Genomic DNA, 20,596 nt, shown 5'->3' with positions numbered 1-20,596 from the left:
ATTTTGTAAATATTTAAGATAAATTTAAGCAAAAAAGCCTATTTATTAAAAAATTGAAATTTAGATTAAAGGTAGTCCCAAAAGAGCTCTTCCCAACCAAAGAATTAAAACATCAACACTTGGTGCCATAATTTGTCCGGCATAAGAATCTCTTAAAAGTCTTTCCATTATTCCCATTTTATTATAAGCTTTTCCACCTCCAACTCTCATTCCTAATCTTGCAACTTCAATAGCAGCCTCTGACGCAAAAATTCTAGCTGATATAATTTTCACTATAGCATCACTTTCTCCAGCATCAGCAGCTCTGGCTGCTTCTTTTGTTCCTAAGATTGCAGCATTAGTTTGAGAATATATTCTTGAAATATGTGCTTGTACAGTTTCATATTCTGCAAGTTTAGAACCAAAAGTATGTTTCCTATTTGTTGCATGACTTAACGCTTCTGAAAGAACAGCTTCACAAACACCTGTATAAACTGAAGCTAAACCTGTAATAAAGAAAGGTGCAACAACTTCAAAAATATGAGTCATAGCATCTCCAATTTTACCTATTCTATATGATTTCGACAAATGAGCATCTACAAATTCCATAGGACAAGAAACATTTCCTCTCATTCCTAAACCTTGCCATTCGCTTTGCTTAAATTCAACACCTTCAGTTTCAATAGGAACAATCCAGTTATCAATTCCTTCACCTGATTCTGAAGAAGAAAGCAATAGATAATAAGAAGCTTGTCCAGCAGATGTAACCATACTCTTTGTTCCATTTAAAATTACTTCTTTATCATTAAACTCAGCTTTAATATCAGGTCGATAAAAATTTGTCCCTGATCCAAACTCTGAATAAGCAAATCCTAAAAACTTATTATTTTCAACAACATCTTTAACAATTTTGCTTTTTAGCTCATCGCTAGCATATTTCAAAACAATACTTAAACAAACATTATGCATCATATAACAAAGTCCAGCTGTTGCACTACTTTTAGCAAAAGCCATACATGCTTCAGAATGCTCTGTCATTCCTTTCCCTAATCCCCCAAGTTCAGTAGGAATCATCAATTTGAAATATCCAGCTTTTCCCATTTCTTTAAAAGATTCAACAGGAAATTCCATCTTTTCATCAATCTCTTTTGCATAAGGCAAAATATGTTCCTTAGCAAATAATAATGCATCTTCATAAAACTTACTCATACTAACCTCCAATTTTAAAATATAAACAATCTTTATAATCATTAAAGATTATTAAATGTTTGCCCATTATAGCATAATAATAATCATTTTTAAAAATTTGATTTGATAGTCTAAATAATTTTTTCTTATTTTATAATTTATTGAAATTTCAATATTTATAAGCGTTTATCAATAAATATTACTTATTATATAAAATACATATATATAAATTTTTTATATAATTAATTTTAGTAAATATTGAAATTTACAAATAATAAAATTATCAAATTATAAAAACTTTTAATAATGAATATTGATTGTTCTAAATATTTTATTAGAAATTTTTTTAATAAGAACCCAACCCTTCCACGATGCTTCGCATCGGGTGGGGTCCAGAGAACCTTGTTGTTTTACAATAAAAAACTGACTTCACAGTCAGTTAATTCTCCTCTTCTAATACACCTTGTCTAAGTTGCCCACAAGCTCCGTTTATATCATCACCCTGTTTCTTTCTTATCGTGGCATTTATTCCATAATTTTCAAGCATTGACTTAAAAGAGTAAATATACTTTGTACTTGGTGCAACTCCATCAAACTCTTTTATTGAATTTAAAGGAATTATATTAATATGGCAATTTAAGCCCTTTAGAATATTTTTAAGCTCTAATGCATGTTCTCTTGAATCGTTTTGTCCTTTGATTATTGTATATTCAAAACTCACTCTTCTTGAAGTTTTATCAAAATAATATTTACAAGCCTTTAATATTTCATCAATTGAAAAATTGTCGGAAATAGGCATTATCTCTCTTCTTTCCTTTTGGAACGGATTATGTAGCGAAATTGTAAGTGTTACAGGTAATTTTTCATCAGCTAATTTATAAATATTATGGACAAGCCCACATGTTGAAATTGTAATATTTCTTAAGCTCAAATTTTTACCTTTTTCAGAATTTATAATTTTCAAAAATCCTATTACATTATTATAATTATCAAGTGGTTCTCCAATACCCATAATAACAACATTATTTATAGTTAAATTCAAATCATTCTCTATTAGATAAATTTGATTTAACATTTCACCAGAAGTTAAATTTCTTTTAAAATTTTCTTTTGTTGAAGCACAAAAAGTACAACCCATTCTACAACCTACTTGACTTGAAATACAAACTGTACAATAACTTCCATAGTCCATAAATACAGTTTCAATTATTCTATTATCATATAATTTAATCAAATATTTTTTTGTATTATCTAGCTTTGATTCATATTTTGTATAAATTGTAGAAGTATTTATATATCCTATTTCCTTTAGTTTTTCAATTAAAACTTTAGGCAGTTGTTTGCAATTTTCTATTTCAAAGTTTTTCTTTTGATGCATAAATCTAAAAAATTGCTCAGCCCTAAACTTCTTTTCTCTCAAACTTAAAAATAAATCTTCAAGCTCTTCAATTTTCAAAGAGTTAAATTCTATTTTTTTATTTCCCATTCTTTTCTTCCTTTAGAATAAAATCCCTCAACAAATAATCAACAGACATAAAACGAACTTGTTTTTCTTGAACTTTCCCTTTTATTTTTCTAATCAATGTATAAGCAAGTTCTCCTGCAAGTCCTGCTCCTCTTGCTGTAATTATATTGTCATCAATACAAATTGCATCTTCTTTAACATTTGCATCAAGCAACTCATCTTCCATTCCCGGATAAATAACTGCATTTCTTCCGGATAAAACACCTGCTTTTGCAAGAACTGAAGGTCCTGCACAAATCGCAGAAATCAACTTGCCCTCTTCGTCAAATTTCTTTATTATTTCTAAAACTCTTTTATCATCTCTGATATCAAAAGCAGCAGGAAGTCCACCTGGAATAATAATTCCTGCATATTCTTTTAAATTTATATTTTCAAACAAATCATCTGCTAAAACAGTTATTCCTCTATTACTTGTAACTTGAAGTTTTCCTGTAATTGAAATCATATCGACTTTAATGTCAGCTCTTCTAAGATAATCAACTTGAGTAAGTGCTTCAACTTCTTCAAAGGTATCTGTTAAAATTAAAATATATCTATCCATTTTGCTCTCCTAATATTTTCCTTAAAAATTGTCCTGTATATGATTTCTCACATTTTGCAACTTCCTCAGGTGTGCCTGTTACTACAATGGTTCCTCCACCGTCGCCACCTTCAACACCTAAATCAATTATATGATCTGCAATTTTTATCATATCTAAATTATGTTCTATAACAATAACAGTATTTCCTTGTTCAACTAAGGTATTTAAAACTTCAATCAATTTTTTTATATCATCAATGTGTAATCCTGTAGTTGGTTCATCCAAAATATAAACAGTTTGTCCCGTTCCACGTTTAGCAAGTTCAGATGCAAGTTTAACTCTTTGAGCCTCTCCACCTGAAAGCTCTGTTGAGCTTTGACCAATCTTAATATAATCCAATCCTACATCATATAAAGTTTGTAATTTTCTTTTTATTGAAGGATGATTTTCAAAAAATTTAAGTCCATCTTCAACAGTCATTTCCAAAACATCTGAAATATTTTTCCCATTATAAGTTACTTCCAAAGTTTCTCTATTGTATCTTTTACCACCACAAACTTCACAAGGAACATATACATCAGGTAAAAAGTGCATTTCAACCTTTATTGTTCCATCTCCTTTACAAGCTTCACAACGGCCACCATGAACATTAAAACTAAATCTACCTTTGCTATATCCTTTCATTTTTGCCTTTGTAGTCATAGCAAAGACATCTCTTATATTATCAAAAAGTTTAGTATAAGTTGCAGGATTTGAACGCGGAGTTCTACCTATTGGACTTTGGTCAATTTCAATAACTTTATCAAGCTTTTCATAGCCCTCAATCCTATCAAATTTTCCTGTTTTTTGTTTGCTCCTATTTAATTTGTTTGACAATTCTTTATTTAAAATTGAATTTACCAAACTGCTCTTTCCACTTCCGGAAACACCAGTTACACAAGTAAAAACACCGATAGGAAATTCAACATCAATATTTTTTAAATTATTTTCTCTTGCTCCAAAAACTTTAATTGTATCTGTGTATTTTCTTCTTTGTTTAGGAACTTCTATTTTACTTTTTCCTGAAAGATATGCACCTGTAATAGATTTTTTACTCTTCATAATATCTTTAATAGTTCCCTGTGCAACAACCTCTCCACCATGAATGCCTGCTCTTGGTCCAATATCTACAATATGGTCAGCACAACGAATTGTATCTTCATCATGTTCTACTACAATCAAAGTATTTCCAAGATTTGTTAAATTTCTTAAAGCATTTAAAAGTTTTTCATTATCTCTTTGATGTAAACCGATACTTGGTTCATCTAAAACATAAACAACTCCAACAAGCCCAGAACCAATTTGAGTTGCAAGTCTAATTCTTTGACTTTCCCCTCCTGAAAGAGTTCCTGCACTTCTTGCCAAAGTTAAATATTCAAGACCTACATCTTTTAAAAATTTAAGTCTTTCTCTAATTTCCTTTAAAATTCTTTCACCAATAATACTTTCAGTTTCTGTTAATTCTAAATCATTAAACCATTCATTTAATTTTTGAACAGACATTGCAGTAACATCTGAAATATTTTTATCTCTTATAAAAATTGAAAGAGCTTTTTCATTAAGTCTTTTTCCTTTACAAGTTTCACATTCCATTTCAGACATCACTGTTTCAATTTTTTCTCTCATAGAAGACATTGGAGAAGAAGAATATCTTCTTTCCAAATTCTTTACTATTCCTTCAAATGGTTTATTAAAAGTTTTATTTTCATTTGTAAATTTGCTTTCAAACCTAAATTTTATATTTCTTGATCCTGTCCCATAAAGAAGTTCATCTATAGTTTCTTTACTTAAATCTTTAAAAGGAGTATTTTCATCAAAACCGTTATATTTTATGATTTCGTGAAATATTTTGTAATAGTATCCATCTTCCCCAGTAGTCATATTGTAACATTCAATTGCTCCCTCTAAAAGTGATTTATTTTTATCAGGAATTACCAAATCCGGATCTATAATTTTATGGCTTCCAAGTCCATTACAATCATGACACATTCCAAAAGGACTGTTAAAAGAAAAAGTTCTAGGTTCAATTTCATCAAATGAAATATGCCCGTTAGGACAGGACATTTTTTCAGAAAATAAAATTTCTTCTCCATCGACCACTTTAACCTTAACAATACTGTCACTAAATTTGAAAGCTGTTTCCAAACTCTCTGTAAGTCTTGACTCAATTCCTTCTTTTACAACAAGTCTATCAACTACGATATCAATATTATGTTTTTTATTTTTATCTAATTCAATTTCTTCAGTAAGTTCATATTCTTTATCATCAATAATCGCACGAACAAAACCTTGAATTTTTATATTTTCTAAAAGTTTTTTATGTTCTCCCTTTTTTCCACGAATTACAGGAGCTAACACAAATATCTTACTTCTCTCTTCAAGTTTCATAACTCTATCAACCATTTGATCGATACTTTGACTTTTTATTTCAGTTCCACATATTGGACATTTTGGAATTCCAATTTTTGCAAAAAGCAATCTTAAATAATCATAAATTTCAGTAACAGTTCCTACAGTAGATCTTGGATTTCTATTTGTAGTTTTTTGATCAATAGAAATTGACGGACTTAGTCCATCAATATATTCAACATCAGGTTTATCCATTTGACCTAAAAATTGTCTTGCATAACTTGATAAGCTTTCAACATATCTTCTTTGCCCTTCGGCATAAATTGTATCAAAAGCCAAAGATGATTTTCCGCTTCCACTAAGTCCTGTAAAAACAACCATTTTATCTCTTGGAATTTCCAAATCTATATTTTTTAAATTATTTACTTTTGCCCCTTTAATTCTAATCGTATTTTTAGACATCTAATCCCCACATTTCTTTTAATCTCTTTATTTCATCTCTTATTGATGCTGCTCTTTCAAAATCTAAAGAATCAGCAGCGGATAACATTTCATTTTTCAAATCTTCAATGAAACTTTCATAATCTGTAATTTCAACATCTTCTGTTTTATAATCCACATTATCCTCAGCAACCTTTGTAGCTTGAATAATCTCTCTAATATCTTTCTTAACACTCTTTGGTGTAATATTATGCTCTATATTGTATTTATTTTGAATTTCACGCCTTCTATTTGTTTCCTTAATTGCCACATCCATTGACTTTGTTATTCTATCTGCATACATAATAACTCTTCCGTTTACATTTCTTGCAGCACGTCCAATTGTTTGTATCATAGAAGTTTCAGAACGTAAAAAACCTTCCTTATCTGCATCCATAATTATAACCATACTTACCTCTGGCAAGTCAAGTCCTTCTCTTAATAAATTTATTCCAACCAAAACGTCAAACTTTCCAACACGCAAATCTCTAATTATTTCCATACGTTCAATCGTATCAATATCGCTATGCAAATAAGTTGTTTTTATTCCTACATTTTTTAAATAATCCGTTAAATTTTCAGCCATTTTTTTAGTCAAAGTTGTAATTAAAACACGTTCACCTTTTTTAATAACTGAATTCACTTCCCCAATTATATCATCAATTTGTCCTTCTGTTTTTCTAACTTCAATTAAAGGATCCAAAAGTCCTGTAGGTCTTATAATTTGTTCAACTTCTTCTAAATTATGGCTTTTTTCGTACTTGCCAGGAGTTGCAGATACATATAAGATTTGATTTACCATACTTTCAAATTCTGTAAATTTTAATGGTCTGTTATCCAAAGCAGAAGGCAATCTAAATCCATAATCAACCAAATTTTGTTTTCTACTTCTATCCCCTTCATACATTGCTCCAATTTGTGGAACAGTAACATGACTTTCATCTACAATAATCAAAAAGTCATCAGGAAAATAATCAATCAAAGTATAAGGTCTTGAACCTCTTTCTCTACCACTTAAATGAGCAGAATAATTTTCTACTCCACTACAAAATCCAATTTCTTGTAACATTTCCAAATCATATTTTGTTCTCTGTTCAAGCCTTTGAGCTTCAACTAATTTATTTTCTTGATTTAAAACTAAAAGTCTTTCTTCCAATTCTTTTGAAATTGTACCGATTGCTCTTTCGATTTTTTCAGAACTAGTAGCGAAGTGAGAAGCAGGATAAATTGCAACATGCTCACGAGTTCCTATTACATTTCCTGTTAAGGCATCAATTTCTGAAATTTTATCTATCTCATCTCCAAAAAATTCTACTCTAATACTATTTTCAGATGAGGAAACCGGAAATATTTCTAAACTGTCTCCCCTTACACGAAAAGTACCACGAATAAAATTAATATCATTTCTTACATATTGAATATCTACAAGTTTTCTTATAACTTCATCTCTATCTTTTATCATTCCTGGTCTTAATGAAACAACTAAATTTTCATAGTCTATTGGATCACCTAAACCATAAATACAAGAAACGGAAGCAACAATAATTACATCTCTTCTTTCAAAAAGAGACATTGTAGCGGAGTGTCTAAGTTTATCTATCTCATCATTTATTGAGCTGTCTTTTTCTATATAAGTATCGGATTGTGGAACATAGGCTTCAGGTTGATAATAATCATAATAGGACACAAAAAACTCAACAGCGTTATTAGGAAAAAATTCCTTAAATTCACTAGCAAGCTGATAAGCCAAAGTCTTATTATGCGCAATTACAAGTGTTGGTTTTTGAACTTTTTCAATAATATTTGCCATTGTAAAGGTCTTTCCACTTCCTGTAACACCCTTTAAAATTATTTCTTTATTACCTTTTTTAATTGAATCCGATATTTTTTCAATAGCTTCGGGTTGATCTCCTGTAGGCTTAAATTTTGAATTTAAAACAAACTCCATAATGTACTCCCCATTTATTTATTAATCAAATATTTTTATTTAAAATAATCTATATAATATTATACTATATTTTTCATCTATAACATAACTAATATACCGCAAAAATTTCTTTAATAATCAAATAAAAAAATACTTTCTGTTATAAAATTTTATTGTTGATAATAAATATCGAAAGTGCTATAATTTGTTTATAGTTAAATAAATTTTTATGGAGGTATTTATGTTTTTAGTTGTAAAAAATTTAAACAAATCTTATGGAGCAAATGAAAATAAAATTTCCGTTTTAAAAGATATAAATTTTTCTTTAGAAAAAGGTGCACTTTGTACTCTATTAGGACCATCTGGTTCAGGAAAATCAACATTACTTAATGCTATTGGCGGACTTGAAAAAATCGACAGTGGTTCTATAGTGATAAATGAATATGAGATTTCAAGTTTAAAACAAAATGCCCTTTCAAATTTTAGAAGAAAATATTTAGGCTTTATTTTTCAATTTTATAATCTGATTCCAGATTTAACTGTAACAGAAAATATTCAAGTAGGTTCTTTTATACATAACGACCCTATGGATATTGAAAAATTAATAAAAGATTTAGGTTTATGGGAACATAAAAATAAATATCCAAGACAATTATCAGGTGGACAACAACAAAGATGTGCAATAGGCCGTGCTTTAATAAAAAAACCTGAAATTTTACTTTGTGATGAGCCTACGGGTGCTTTAGATTATAAAACTTCAAAGGATATTTTATCTCTACTTCAAAGAATAAATAATGAATATAAAACTACAATTATCCTTGCAACTCATAATGAAGAAATCACGAAGATGTCTAATATTACAATAAGGCTAAAAGATGGAATTATATGTCAAGAAATTGAAAATGACAAGGTAATGGATGCACAAGAATTGGAGTGGTAACATGAGAAATTTAAATAAAAGAATTCTTAGAGGATTAAAAGCCCAATGGTCAAAAAATTTATTTCTCTTTATACTTCTGTTTTTTATGATTTCCACAACTTCAGGCATGTTAGTTTCATCAGGAAGTATCAAGACTTTATATTATGAACTTATGTCAACTGGAGTTGTTGAAGATGGAAAAATATTATTCGCATTTGACCCTACAGATGAAATATTAAAATCCATTGAAAAAACTAATGTTAAAGTCGAAAAAGCTCCTTATGTTGATGCAAAAATAAATAAAATTAAAGATGATAAAGATGAAAAAACAATTAGACTTTATACAAATAGAAAAAATATAAATCTTCCTGTTATCAATGAAGGTAATCTTGCAAAAAACAAAAACGAAATAGCTATAAATAGACTATTTGCTGAAAACAATGATTTAAAAGTCGGTGACACTATTACTTTTAAAAAAGAATTTTTTAAAGATAATAAAGAAAGAAGCTTTAAAATAGTTGGTTTAATAGCAACTCCAGATTATAATTCATCTTTTCAAAAATCTACAGATTTAATATTTAATGCAATAGATTTTGGAGTAGGATTAGTATCTGATAAAGACAAAGATATTTTTAACGAAAGCAAGTTAAAATATCAAGTTTCATATAGATTTAACGATAGAAACCTAAGTGAAAAAGAAACGAAAGAAAAAAATAAAGAAGTTGTAAATTCTGCGAATATATCAAAAACAGTTTTAGAACAACTTCCAAAAAAAGATAATAATGCTATAAGTTATTTGATTGACGATATGGGTGGAGATAGGCCTATGGTCATTGTTATGCTTTGTCTAATGGTAACGCTAATAGGATTCATATTTGCACTTTCTATTGTGAGTAAAATACAAGAAGAATCTGAAATAATTGGAATACTTCTTGCGAATGGATATAAAAAATCAGAGCTAGTTATAAATTATATAGCAAACTCTGTTATAATTACATTTTTAGCTGCTGTTTTAGGAAATATTTTTGGGTACACAGTTTTTACAAATTCTTTTAAATCTGTTTACTACAAATCATTTAATATGCAGAACTTCACTCCTAGTTTCAACTTGGAAGCATTAATAATTACAACTATAATCCCTATTTCAATAATTTTAATTTTTAATTATATTTATATTTATAGAAAATTAAACTTCACACCTTTAGATTTTTTAAGAAAAAATTTAAAACATTATAAAAATAAAAGAAAATCAAAGCATGAAAATGAATTAAAAGTCAACAAAAACTTTTTAGGTTCATTTAGAAAATCAATTATAAAATCCAACAAAGGTGATTATGTAGCGATAGTACTTGGAATATTTATTACTTCAATATTATTCATCTTTGGAATTTCTGCAAAACCTACATTCGACAACTACGGAAATAATATAAAAGAAAATTTGATTAGTAAATATCAATATGTGCTAAAGGCTCCTATTGAAATTGGCAATAAAACAGCAGAAAAATATACGACTACACCAGCAAGGGTTTATCACAGTATCAAAAAATCAGATGAAGACATACTTCTTTTAGGAATTGCTGAAAATTCAAAATACTTTGAAAACACCAAACTACCCGAAAACAAAAATGAGATAGTTATTAGTGAAAATCTTTCAAAGAAACTTAGAAAGTATGTTGGAGATGAAATAACAGTTAAAGGGAAATTGTCAGATAAAGAAAAGACTTATAAAATAGTTAATATACACAAAAAGTCTGCTAATCTTTCAGCCTTTATAAAGCAAGAATATTTGAATGAAGAATTAGAGCAAAATAAAGAATTCTTTAATGGATATTTTAGTAATGAAAAATTGGATATTGATGAAAAGTATGTTTCAACAACAATAGATGAGAATTCAATTACAGATGTTTCTAAACAGATGTCTAAACTTATGGGACCAATGCTATCTGCATTTATAGCTGTATCTACAATATTCTTAGCAGGCTTTACTTACAGTCTAATGAAAATAATAACAGATAAAAATACTATCCAAATTGCATATTTAAAAATTTTCGGTTACACGAATAGAGAAATTTCAAAAATCTATATTCGACCAGTAACTCTAACAGTATTATTAAGTTTAATAGCTTTAATACCACTTGAAATATATACAGTAAAACAAATAATGTATTATTCAATGCTAAAATTTTCAGGATATTTAGAGCTTGATATTTCGCCAAAAATTGTAATAATGTCAATTGTGATAACTATTGCTACTTATTTATTTGTAAGTATATTACAATTTTATAGAATATCAAAAATGAATTTCAGCGAAGTTCTAAAAAACAGAGAATAATTTACTATAATTTAACTCTACTATGCATCAGTATAATTTTATATTTAACATAAAAAACAGTGGACAAAAATGATGTGAACCCCTAAATCCTAACAAAGGATTTAGGGGTTTTATACATCTGTATCATAACAATTTAAAATTTATTTAAAATATTTATGTTATTATTTTGGTAATTCTTCCAATATCCAAGGTAAATAAATATAAAATCGTAGGTCAAAATGTGGAGTTGGAAAATCTGAGGCTGCATAAGGGTATCTTTCATGATAACAACTTACGTCTTCAAAATCTTCCTTAGAACTTTCTTTACTAATAATGTTTCCTGCAACACGATAACTAAGTTCATAATAGTGTTGATTATTATCTCCAAACAATTTACATACATAAGTTGCTTTTTCAAGTGGAATATTTAACATATCCAATAAATCTCTATAAAAATCCGGAAATTCTCTTTTTCTTGCAATCTCTGAATAATTTTGACAATCTCCACACTCACAGTTCCATCCATCATAAGTTTCATACCAACTTTTAGTTTTTTCTTCATCAATTTCTACTTCATACAAACCTATTTTATATTTTTTCATAATTTATCACCTTTTTCATATTTAACTATAAAAGTATAATAGAATCTATTATCCTAATAATATATATACAACAAAAATATATTTTTAAAATTTTTCAATGTCTATAATTTAATCATTTAAGAATATAAATTCCATATTTTGTTTATAGTAGCAAATTAACATAGTACATTATACATATATACTAACATATATTATGCTAATTTTCAATAGTTTATAGAAATATTCTTACTTTAAGTTAAAATATAAAATGTAATATCATCCGTTTATATAAAAAACAAAAAAATTTAGAAAGTAATTATTCCCTTATAGTTTTTTATGCATATTCATATCGAAACAACTTTAAATCTACTGCATTTATATATCTAGTATTCACCAGAAAATTGTGATATAATATGTATGGACAAATTTTAGGAGGAACAATGAAAAAAGTAGTTGGGATAAGATTCAAAGAAGCCGGAAAAATTTATTACTTTGATCCCTGCAACTTTAGTATAAATAAAAATGACAATGTAATCGTTGAAACTTCTCGTGGTATAGAATATGGAAATGTAGCCATTGAGCCAAGAGAAGTTGAAGAATCAAAGCTCGTTTCTTCATTAAAACCTGTTTTGAGAATTGCCGACAATATGGATGATTATATACATGAAGAAAATAAGAAAAAAGCTAAAGATGCTATTGAAATTTGCAAAGTAAAAGCAAATGAACACGGCTTAGATATGAAATTAGTTGATTGTGAATATACTTTTGACAATCAAAAAGTAATTTTTTATTTTGTTTCTGATAATAGAATTGATTTTAGAGAATTGGTTAAAGACCTTGCATATATATTTAAAAACAGAATTGAACTTAGACAAATTGGAGTGAGAGATCACGCAAAAATAGTTGGTGCTATCGGTTCTTGTGGACAAGTTTGTTGTTGTAAGAGATTTTTAGGAGAATTTGCTCCTGTAACTATAAAAATGGCAAGAGATCAATCTTTATCTTTAAATCAAAACAAAATATCTGGAACATGTGGTAGACTTATGTGTTGTTTGAAATATGAACAAAATGTCTATGAAGAAAAATTAAAAAAAATACCACCTTGTGGAACATATGTCATAACAAATGAAGGCAAAGGCATTATAGTTGACAGTTATACTCTATCAGAAATTGTAAAAGTAAAAATAGTTAATGAAGATAATAATACAGAAACTATTAGGCCATTTTTTGTAGATGATATTGCAGTTACAAAAGAAAGAGATATGGCTTACGCTAAAAAAGATGAAGATATTCAATTTGAATATATTGAAGAATTATTACAAGGATAAAAACTACACCCTTCCTCGATGCTTCACATCGGGTGGGTATCCGTGAACCTTGTTATTTCATAATTAAAAAATAGAGTTGAAACCAACTCTATTTTTTTGTTCAATCAATTAATTTTTTATAATCTAATCTCCAATTTTAATATATTCTATCTTGTTTCTTTCCAATAACTCTATTGCGTATTCATCCATTCTATAACTATTTTCATAGTAGATTTTAGAAATTCCAGCTTGAATTAATGCCTTAGTACAATTTAAGCAAGGAAAATGAGTTACATAACAAGTACAACCCTTTACTTTTATCCCTTCTCTTGCACAATACAAAAGTGCATTTTGTTCTGCATGGATTGTAGCAATACAATGTCCATCTCTCATTGTATGACCTATTTCATCACATTGAGGATTTCCTGAAATTGAACCATTATATCCAGTTGAAACAATTCTATTGTCCTTATTAACTAAAACACAACCAACATAAGCTCTATCACAAGTTCCTCTTGTTGCGACCATCTTCGCTAAATCCATAAAATATTCTTCCCAAGGTTTTCTCATATTCCCTCCTATTTTTAAAATAATTTTCTATATTTCCCTCTTCCGATAAATTCTATAACTTTTCTATCCCTTAAAATTTGTAATTGTTGTCTAATTTTAGCTCTTACATTATTATTGTTTAAAAATTTTTTGTGAAAATAATCTTCAAAATTATACGTATCAGCCAAACTAAACTCAACTGTTGGAATAAGATTTATACAATTTAATATTTCCATTAACCAACCTCTACTTTTTATATCTTTAGTTATAAGTCGATTACTAATATTTACATAATTAATAATATCAGTCTTATTACAGATTTCTCCATTCGAAATAATAAATATTTTTCCTTGAATAGGAATTTTATTAACTAAAATATTACAACCTATCCACCCTGCTCTTTTTGCACTTTGAGATAAGGGATTTCTCTTTTCTATTATTTCAGGTACAAAAAAATGCTTTGGAACAAATATTAAATCATTAACTTTCCATTCTACATTAGAATACCTCATAAACAAAAAATCAGGATTTTTATTACTTATTATTCTCCTTATCATAGTTTCATAAGAACCATCATTAATTTTTAAACTTACATTTTTAGTATTACTTTTTAATTCATATTCGTTTTTACAAGAAGGGCAAAAGAAGTCCGCCACCGGTCTATTATTTTCAAAATGATTTAAATTAAAATTCCCACATCTAGGACAATACATATTTTCATTAACCCAATTTTCGGTTAACACTCTAGCTTTTTGAGAATTTGATTTGTAATTTTTAATTTTTTCAATATCAAATTTTAAATTCATAACCCTTCTACTTTCCAAATAATTTTTTTTCTATTTCATCCAATTGATTTAAAGCTTTTTCGTCTAAGGAATTGAAATAGCTTTTGTTTGTAATTCTGTTTTTAGTTTCATAACGGTTACTTTTGTTTTTTAAATTTTCGTAACGATACAATAATTCTTTGGAAGTTAATACAATCCCACCTCTTTGTGTTACGAGTTTTTGAATAAGAGTGTCATCCGTTCCGACCGAAACTGAAATTTTTCTTCCTATTTCATCCAATTTTTTTTCAATAAATTGGTCTGCAGTTTCATTCTGTTTCGTGTAGATAACTTCAATTCCTTTTATAACTTCCGAACTTCCTTTAAAATTAATTTTATATGCGTCAAAGACAAGTAGCAAATCTATTCCAATTAATTTTGAAAATTCACCCATATCATTAATTAACTCCTGTCTTGCATTTTCAAAACTCAAATTTAAAAATGGTTTGTATTTTTCCCAAGCATTTAGAATATTGTAACCATCGATTATTATTAATTTTTTAGTTTTCATCTCTCTGTCTTAATGCCTCATAAACTAGAATTGCACAGGCATTTGATGCGTTAAGGCTTGAAACTTTACCCTTCATTGGAAGTTTAGTTAAGAAATCACATCTCTTTCTTATAAGCTGTCCTATTCCCTTACCTTCATTTCCAATTACTATTGCAACATTTCCTTTAAAATCCATGTCTGTGTAAATTTTTTTGGCCTCTCCACAAGCACCATAAACCCATACATTTTCTTTTTGTAATTTTAAAATTGTATCTGCAATATTAGCAACTTTTGCTATTTTTATGTGATTTACTGCTCCGGCAGATGATTTTTGAACAATTGAAGTAACCGGTGCTTGATTTCTTTTTGAAACTATAATTCCATGAACACCAACCGCTTCACAAGTACGAATAATCGCCCCAAAATTATGTGGATCTTCAATTTCATCAAGAATTACCAAAAATAAATCTTCATTTTTATTTTTTGCGCTTTGTAATATTTTTTCAATAGTTGAATATTCAAAACTTGAAATCAATGCACAAACTCCTTGATGAACAACTCCATCTGCCATATTTTCTAATTTATGCTTATCAATTTCTGAAATTAATATACCATTTGCCTTTGCTTTCCCAATTATTTTATTTATTGAACCTTTTAAATCGCCTTTTAAAATATATATTTTCTCTACTTTTTTATCACTTTCTAATGCCTCTAAAACAGCATTTCTACCAAATATATAGTCGCTCATATTACACCCTTTTCCAAATAACACCATTTCTAGTATCTTTCAATTCTATATTCATTTCTTTTAAAGTATCACGAATTTCATCCGCCCTTTTAAAGTCTTTATTCTTTCTAGCTTCTTCTCTTTCTTCAATAAGTTTTTCAACTTTTTCATCTAAATCATCATCTTCTTCCTTATAGAGAAGGCCTAAAACAGAAGTTAAGTCGGAAAGCAACTTAACAGCTCCTTTTACTAATTTTAAATCAGTATTTTCATCAAATGTATTTGTATAACGAATAAGTTCATAAACTTTAGAAATAGCGTCAGCAGTATTTAAATCGTCATCCATAGAGTCTAAAAATTCTTTTTTAAACTCAAGTAATTTAGAAACATCTGCATTTTCTCTTTCCTCACAAATTTCCAAAAGTCTTTCTAAATGTTCTTTACCATTATACATTCTTTCAAGTCCGTTTTTAGTTTGTTCCATAACTTCTCTACTGAAATTTAGAGGATTTCTATAATGAGTTGATAAAATCCAAAGCCTAATTACTTCCAAATCATATTCTTTTTGAATATCCTTTATTGTAAAGAAATTTCCTTTTGACTTACTCATCTTTACATTATCTATATTAATCATTCCATTATGCATCCAATAATTAGCAAAAACTTTTCCATTACAACATTCTGACTGAGCAATTTCATTTTCATGATGTGGAAATTGTAAATCTTCTCCCCCTGCATGAATATCTATTGTATCACCCAAGAATTTTTTTGCCATAACGGAACATTCAAGATGCCAACCAGGTCTTCCCATTCCCCAAGGACTTTCCCAAGCAGGTTCTGTTTCATCTTTTCTTTTTTTCCAAAGTGCAAAATCAAGAGGATTTTTCTTTTCATCAGAAATATCAATTCTTGCCCCAGCTCTTAAATCATCAATATTTTTTTTAGATAGTTTTCCATAATCTTTAGCCTTTGTAATATCAAAATAAACATTACCATCTACATTATAAGCAATTCCTTTTTCTTCTAGGACTTTTACAAATTCAATCATTTCGTCAATACATTCTGTAGCTTTTGGATGAATTGTATGACTTTCAAAAAGATTTAATCCATAGCTATCCTCAAGATATGCATCAATGTATTTTTTTGTAATATCTGTAAAAGGTACATTTTCATCTTTTGCTCTATTTATAATTTTATCGTCAATATCCGTAAAATTACTAACAAATTTAACATCATAACCAATATATAAAAGATATCTTCTTAGGGTATCATAAACAATCATAGGTCTTGAATTTCCAATATGAATATAGTTATAAACAGTTGGTCCACAAACATAAATCAGTACCTTTCCTGCTTGTATAGGTTTAAAATCTTCTTTTTTTCTTGTTAATGTGTTGTAAATCTTCATGTTACACCTCTCTATTTTTATTCATTGTATTCGCCACTTAAAAAATTTTTATATAAAACAAAACGTCCCTTGAAAAAACAAGAGACGAAAAAATTCCGCGGTTCCACTCTAATTGAAAAATCCACTTAAATTGCTATAAAGTAGCAAACAATACTCCAAGGATGCACCTTCAACTTGATGTTTCTCACCACACAACATCTCTCTTAAAATCGTTGTTTCTTTTCCTTTTCAACATATATATTCATTTATAATAGAATACTAAATTATTAAGAAAAAGTCAATATTTTAATTAGACTTTTCTTCTTTTATTTTTAAAATCAAATCAACTCTATCAGTAATAATTCCATCAACTTTTTTATTTATAAGCTTTCTCATATCTTTTTCTGTATTAATTGTCCAATAACATACAGAGATATTATGTTTATGGAATTTATAAATTAAATATTTTGTATCTAAAGGCAATTTTTCAAATTTCGGAATCATCATTGCATGAGTATTAAATTTTTTAAAACTATCATATCCAAAATATGAGGCCAAAACGACTTCAGTAGTCTTTTTCATAGATCCAGAAATAATTATTTCTCCATGACTTATTTTTCTTAAATGTTTAAGATTATCTTCGCTGAAACTTGAAAAAATTACATTTTTTTCTAAATTGTACTCTTTTACGAATTTGTATAAAAGTTCTGCAGACTTTAAACCAATTTCGCCCTCATCCTTAACATCAATACTATACACAACCTTATCTCCAAATTTTTCAAAAAGTGCTGAGACTTCCATTGGAAATAACCCATATTCTCTATTATCTACATAAGGAGAATCTCCATTGATATCTTTAAACTTATAACCAAAATTAAATTCCTTTAATTCATCATATGTATAATCAATAACATTCCCTGTTCCATTTGTTGTTTCATCAATATCTTCATTATGCTGAGTTACTATTTTGCCATCTTTTGTAAGTCTAATATCAGTTTCAAAAGCATCAACTCCCATTTCAAAAGATTTTGTAAAAGCTAATTCAGTATTTTCTGGAAATAAATGACTTGATCCTCTATGAGCAAAGACAAGCGGAAAATCTCCATTTCTAAAAACTTTTCTAGCCTTTCTTTCCTTTTTAAAACACGAAAATTGTAATAAAATATAAATTGTCAATATTAAAATTAATAAAAATAAACTCATAAACTCATCTCCTAAAATTTTAATTACATTAATTTAAATATTTGTAAGAAAAATATGATATAATTAGTATAATTATATCATATAAATAAAAATTATGATATAATTATGTTGTTATATTTTATTAGAGAAATTAGCAGAGGTGTGTTATGTTAGAAGAATTCTTTGGAGATAAAAAATATTTTTTAAGAACTATTTTTTATATCCTATTAGGTGATTTAGTTTGCTCATTTGCAGTTGTCAAATTTTTAGTACCTGCTGGACTTCTTTCAGGTGGACTAGGTGGTATTGGACTTATGATTGAGTACTTAACAGGTCTTCCTACGGGAGTATCGGTTTTTGTATTGAATTTGCCAATGATGATTGTCGGTGCATTTTTTTTGAATAAAAAGTTTATGACTTACGCATTTTTATCCACATTCATCTATTCATTTATATTAATTGCTATGCGTCATGTTCCGATCGACTTAAAACTTGATAACAATATGTTATATGCAATTTTTGGTGGTTTCATAAATGGTCTTGGAATGGGAATTTTATTCAAAAATGGCGCTTGTCAAGGTGGACTTGATATTTTAGCAACTATTTTTAAAACAAAACTTAATGTAAACATCGGCTCATCTCTCCTGGCTATAAATGCAATCATAATAGGAGTTGCCTCTTACATATTTAGTCTTGAAAGAGGACTTCTAACTATTGTTGCAATGTATGTAGCTTACAAAATGCTTGATAAAATCCAAATGGGTTTTGGAGATACAAAACAAATTATGATTATAACATCTAGACAAAGAGAAGTTACAGACAGAATTTTATCAGATTTGCATAGAGGTGTTACTCTTCTTCACGGAGAGGGTGCATTCACTCATAAACAACAAAATGTCGTATATTGTATTGTAAGTACAAGACAAGTAGTGACTATAAAAAGAATATTAAGTGAAGTTGATCCGGCTTCATTTTTAATAATATCTGAAGCGTATGAAGTTAAAGGTAGAGGATTTAGAGTACAAGAAATTTAGGAGGAATTTGTTTTGAATAATATTTTAACATATAATGAACTTAAAGAGATAGCAAAAAAAATAGCAATGAAAGATAGCAGAGTTGAAAAGCTCTTTATTGAACAACTTGAATCACAAAGTATGTCCAGTGATGTAGGATTTTTTAATGTTCTATTTTTAGTAAAAGATTTATCATTTGATGATGACTCCTTTGAATATATTGGCGATTTTGGCGATATATTAACAATGTTTGAAAATACTGAAAATGAAAATGTAATTGAATATAAAATAATTTATGAAAATTTCACTCAAGGACTTTTTAGAATAGTTTCAAAAGATTCAATGGACTCTTTAGGAGAATTAGAAGAAAAATATATTTGTGTACTTAATAAAGATGAGACTAAAAAAGCCAGTGTATATATTGAAAGAAAAACACATAAACTAACAGAAGAAGCATTTTTGGAAAATACTTGTGAATTTTTCTGGAATATCTTAAAATTTGGAAATAAATTATATATAAAAGAATTTTTAAATGTATCAGAAGAATATAGAAAAGTTTTATCTTTACTAGATGAACATTTAAAACACTATGTTTTATCAGAAAACAAATATGTTATAGATCTTGGAAAAGATAATAAATTAGTTTTTAACTATGTTGATACGGAAATTTTCGAAAAATATCTACACTGTTACTCAGAATTAGAACTAGAATCCCTTTGGTCTGCACTATTTAACATCTGTGGACTTTTCAGAAGACTTTCTCTTCAAATAGCTCTTAACTTAAGATTTGACTACGCAAAAGAATTAGATAGAAACACAGTAACATTTTTAAGAGAATTAAAACAAAAAGCAATTAATAGATAAATTAATTTTACAATAAAAGTGCATCAAATTATAAAATGATGCACTTTTTATATCTAAATATTTAATTTTAGTTTTAACGAAATCCAAATTTCTTTACACTTGAACTTCAATTTTAGTTTTTGTAAATCTATCAAAAATAATACTTTAGCATAATCTAGCTAATCACCGATATATCTATTCTATCAACAACCCTCTTTTCTTATTCTACACATACAACCTTATGATAAATCTACAACCACATTGCTTGTAATATCTTTTGTGTCTATATATTACTTCACATTGTATCTTTAGTATAATTTAGTTTTACTATTCTTTAATCACCGTATTAGTATATACAACACCAAACTGATATAATTTTTAAATACTCAAACATCTTAACATCCTCATATCTCTTCTATAAAATACTAGAATCTTTTGCTTCCCTTATATTTAAT

At 27.9% G+C, this 20,596-nt stretch carries 17 protein-coding genes; 5 read left to right on the top strand and 12 right to left on the bottom strand.

What is annotated here, in order from left to right:
• Positions 1–60: 60 nt before the first annotated feature.
• From VJI93_RS01595 to uvrB, 5 genes are all read right to left on the bottom strand, one after another.
• The gene (locus VJI93_RS01595) at positions 61–1,188 is read right to left on the bottom strand and encodes an acyl-CoA dehydrogenase family protein (protein WP_323998781.1); all 1,128 of its coding nucleotides are present in this window, start codon (positions 1,186–1,188) and stop codon (positions 61–63) included.
• A gap of 418 nt (positions 1,189–1,606) precedes the next feature.
• Positions 1,607–2,653: a 23S rRNA (adenine(2503)-C(2))-methyltransferase RlmN gene (rlmN, locus tag VJI93_RS01590; protein WP_323998782.1), complete on the bottom strand. Its 1,047-nt coding sequence runs from the start codon at positions 2,651–2,653 to the stop codon at positions 1,607–1,609.
• Positions 2,643–3,233, bottom strand: coding sequence for a DJ-1 family glyoxalase III (locus tag VJI93_RS01585; protein WP_293438660.1), 591 nt, complete (start codon positions 3,231–3,233; stop codon positions 2,643–2,645). Before VJI93_RS01585 ends, rlmN begins: the two co-directional genes overlap by 11 nt.
• Positions 3,226–6,063, bottom strand: coding sequence for an excinuclease ABC subunit UvrA (uvrA, locus tag VJI93_RS01580; protein ID WP_293438658.1), 2,838 nt, complete (start codon positions 6,061–6,063; stop codon positions 3,226–3,228). The genes VJI93_RS01585 and uvrA overlap by 8 nt, the downstream gene beginning before the upstream one ends.
• Positions 6,056–8,029 (bottom strand): excinuclease ABC subunit UvrB, encoded by a 1,974-nt coding sequence (uvrB, locus tag VJI93_RS01575; protein ID WP_009354255.1) that lies wholly within the window; start codon positions 8,027–8,029, stop codon positions 6,056–6,058. Before uvrB ends, uvrA begins: the two co-directional genes overlap by 8 nt.
• 220 nt (positions 8,030–8,249) lie before the next feature.
• Between uvrB and VJI93_RS01570 the strand changes: the two genes are divergently transcribed.
• On the top strand, positions 8,250–8,948 hold the full coding sequence (locus VJI93_RS01570) for an ABC transporter ATP-binding protein (protein WP_293438651.1): 699 nt from the start codon (positions 8,250–8,252) through the stop codon (positions 8,946–8,948).
• Position 8,949: 1 nt separating this feature from the next.
• Complete coding sequence (locus tag VJI93_RS01565) at positions 8,950–11,259, top strand: ABC transporter permease (RefSeq protein WP_323998783.1); 2,310 nt, start codon at positions 8,950–8,952, stop codon at positions 11,257–11,259.
• 161 nt (positions 11,260–11,420) lie between these two features.
• On the opposite strand, the gene VJI93_RS01560 is transcribed toward VJI93_RS01565, so the two are convergent.
• Complete coding sequence (locus VJI93_RS01560) at positions 11,421–11,840, bottom strand: hypothetical protein (RefSeq protein ID WP_323998784.1); 420 nt, start codon at positions 11,838–11,840, stop codon at positions 11,421–11,423.
• Positions 11,841–12,259: 419 nt separating this feature from the next.
• Here VJI93_RS01560 and VJI93_RS01555 point away from each other — a divergent pair, with 419 nt between their 5' ends.
• Positions 12,260–13,147 carry a PSP1 domain-containing protein gene (locus VJI93_RS01555; protein ID WP_323998785.1) on the top strand — a complete coding sequence of 296 codons (888 nt, stop codon included), beginning with the start codon at positions 12,260–12,262 and terminating at the stop codon, positions 13,145–13,147.
• Between the two features lie 123 nt (positions 13,148–13,270).
• On the opposite strand, the gene VJI93_RS01550 is transcribed toward VJI93_RS01555, so the two are convergent.
• The 6 genes from VJI93_RS01550 to VJI93_RS01525 all read right to left on the bottom strand — a co-directional run bounded on the left by VJI93_RS01550 (position 13,271) and on the right by VJI93_RS01525 (position 18,306).
• Positions 13,271–13,696: a deoxycytidylate deaminase gene (locus tag VJI93_RS01550; RefSeq protein WP_323998786.1), complete on the bottom strand. Its 426-nt coding sequence runs from the start codon at positions 13,694–13,696 to the stop codon at positions 13,271–13,273.
• A gap of 14 nt (positions 13,697–13,710) precedes the next feature.
• Complete coding sequence (locus VJI93_RS01545; protein WP_323998788.1) at positions 13,711–14,481, bottom strand: DpnI domain-containing protein; 771 nt, start codon at positions 14,479–14,481, stop codon at positions 13,711–13,713.
• A gap of 7 nt (positions 14,482–14,488) precedes the next feature.
• Complete coding sequence (locus tag VJI93_RS01540; RefSeq protein ID WP_323998789.1) at positions 14,489–15,010, bottom strand: NYN domain-containing protein; 522 nt, start codon at positions 15,008–15,010, stop codon at positions 14,489–14,491.
• The gene (rlmB, locus tag VJI93_RS01535) at positions 15,000–15,737 is read right to left on the bottom strand and encodes a 23S rRNA (guanosine(2251)-2'-O)-methyltransferase RlmB (protein WP_323998790.1); all 738 of its coding nucleotides are present in this window, start codon (positions 15,735–15,737) and stop codon (positions 15,000–15,002) included. The genes VJI93_RS01540 and rlmB overlap by 11 nt, the downstream gene beginning before the upstream one ends.
• A gap of 1 nt (position 15,738) precedes the next feature.
• Complete coding sequence (gene cysS / locus VJI93_RS01530) at positions 15,739–17,124, bottom strand: cysteine--tRNA ligase (protein ID WP_323998791.1); 1,386 nt, start codon at positions 17,122–17,124, stop codon at positions 15,739–15,741.
• Positions 17,125–17,409: 285 nt separating this feature from the next.
• Positions 17,410–18,306: a glycerophosphodiester phosphodiesterase gene (locus tag VJI93_RS01525; protein WP_323998792.1), complete on the bottom strand. Its 897-nt coding sequence runs from the start codon at positions 18,304–18,306 to the stop codon at positions 17,410–17,412.
• A gap of 146 nt (positions 18,307–18,452) precedes the next feature.
• On the opposite strand from VJI93_RS01525, the gene VJI93_RS01520 reads away from it, so the two are divergent.
• The gene (locus tag VJI93_RS01520; protein ID WP_323998793.1) at positions 18,453–19,319 is read left to right on the top strand and encodes a YitT family protein; all 867 of its coding nucleotides are present in this window, start codon (positions 18,453–18,455) and stop codon (positions 19,317–19,319) included.
• 12 nt (positions 19,320–19,331) lie between these two features.
• Entirely contained in the window at positions 19,332–20,162 is an 831-nt protein-coding gene (locus tag VJI93_RS01515; RefSeq protein WP_323998794.1) for an aminoglycoside 6-adenylyltransferase, read from the top strand.
• Positions 20,163–20,596: the final 434 nt, after the last annotated feature.

Origin of the sequence: Parvimonas sp. M20 (genome assembly GCF_035282425.1) — a bacterium.
In the GTDB taxonomy this organism is placed as follows: domain Bacteria; phylum Bacillota; class Clostridia; order Tissierellales; family Peptoniphilaceae; genus Parvimonas.
The sequence above is the reverse complement of the archived record's forward strand: the minus strand, read 5'-3'. Positions and strand labels throughout refer to the sequence as shown.

What these genes read in the sequence shown, in the direction of transcription:
- VJI93_RS01550 (WP_323998786.1), bottom strand. Translation starts at nt 13,696, where the DNA reads ATGAGAAAACCTTGGGAAGAATATTTTATGGATTTAGCGAAGATGGTC.
- VJI93_RS01520 (WP_323998793.1), top strand. Translation starts at nt 18,453, where the DNA reads ATGTTAGAAGAATTCTTTGGAGATAAAAAATATTTTTTAAGAACTATT.
- VJI93_RS01555 (WP_323998785.1), top strand. Translation starts at nt 12,260, where the DNA reads ATGAAAAAAGTAGTTGGGATAAGATTCAAAGAAGCCGGAAAAATTTAT.
- rlmN (WP_323998782.1), bottom strand. Translation starts at nt 2,653, where the DNA reads ATGGGAAATAAAAAAATAGAATTTAACTCTTTGAAAATTGAAGAGCTT.
- VJI93_RS01585 (WP_293438660.1), bottom strand. Translation starts at nt 3,233, where the DNA reads ATGGATAGATATATTTTAATTTTAACAGATACCTTTGAAGAAGTTGAA.
- VJI93_RS01525 (WP_323998792.1), bottom strand. Translation starts at nt 18,306, where the DNA reads ATGAGTTTATTTTTATTAATTTTAATATTGACAATTTATATTTTATTA.
- cysS (WP_323998791.1), bottom strand. Translation starts at nt 17,124, where the DNA reads ATGAAGATTTACAACACATTAACAAGAAAAAAAGAAGATTTTAAACCT.
- VJI93_RS01570 (WP_293438651.1), top strand. Translation starts at nt 8,250, where the DNA reads ATGTTTTTAGTTGTAAAAAATTTAAACAAATCTTATGGAGCAAATGAA.
- uvrB (WP_009354255.1), bottom strand. Translation starts at nt 8,029, where the DNA reads ATGGAGTTTGTTTTAAATTCAAAATTTAAGCCTACAGGAGATCAACCC.
- VJI93_RS01545 (WP_323998788.1), bottom strand. Translation starts at nt 14,481, where the DNA reads ATGAATTTAAAATTTGATATTGAAAAAATTAAAAATTACAAATCAAAT.
- uvrA (WP_293438658.1), bottom strand. Translation starts at nt 6,063, where the DNA reads ATGTCTAAAAATACGATTAGAATTAAAGGGGCAAAAGTAAATAATTTA.
- VJI93_RS01595 (WP_323998781.1), bottom strand. Translation starts at nt 1,188, where the DNA reads ATGAGTAAGTTTTATGAAGATGCATTATTATTTGCTAAGGAACATATT.
- VJI93_RS01540 (WP_323998789.1), bottom strand. Translation starts at nt 15,010, where the DNA reads ATGAAAACTAAAAAATTAATAATAATCGATGGTTACAATATTCTAAAT.
- rlmB (WP_323998790.1), bottom strand. Translation starts at nt 15,737, where the DNA reads ATGAGCGACTATATATTTGGTAGAAATGCTGTTTTAGAGGCATTAGAA.
- VJI93_RS01560 (WP_323998784.1), bottom strand. Translation starts at nt 11,840, where the DNA reads ATGAAAAAATATAAAATAGGTTTGTATGAAGTAGAAATTGATGAAGAA.
- VJI93_RS01565 (WP_323998783.1), top strand. Translation starts at nt 8,950, where the DNA reads ATGAGAAATTTAAATAAAAGAATTCTTAGAGGATTAAAAGCCCAATGG.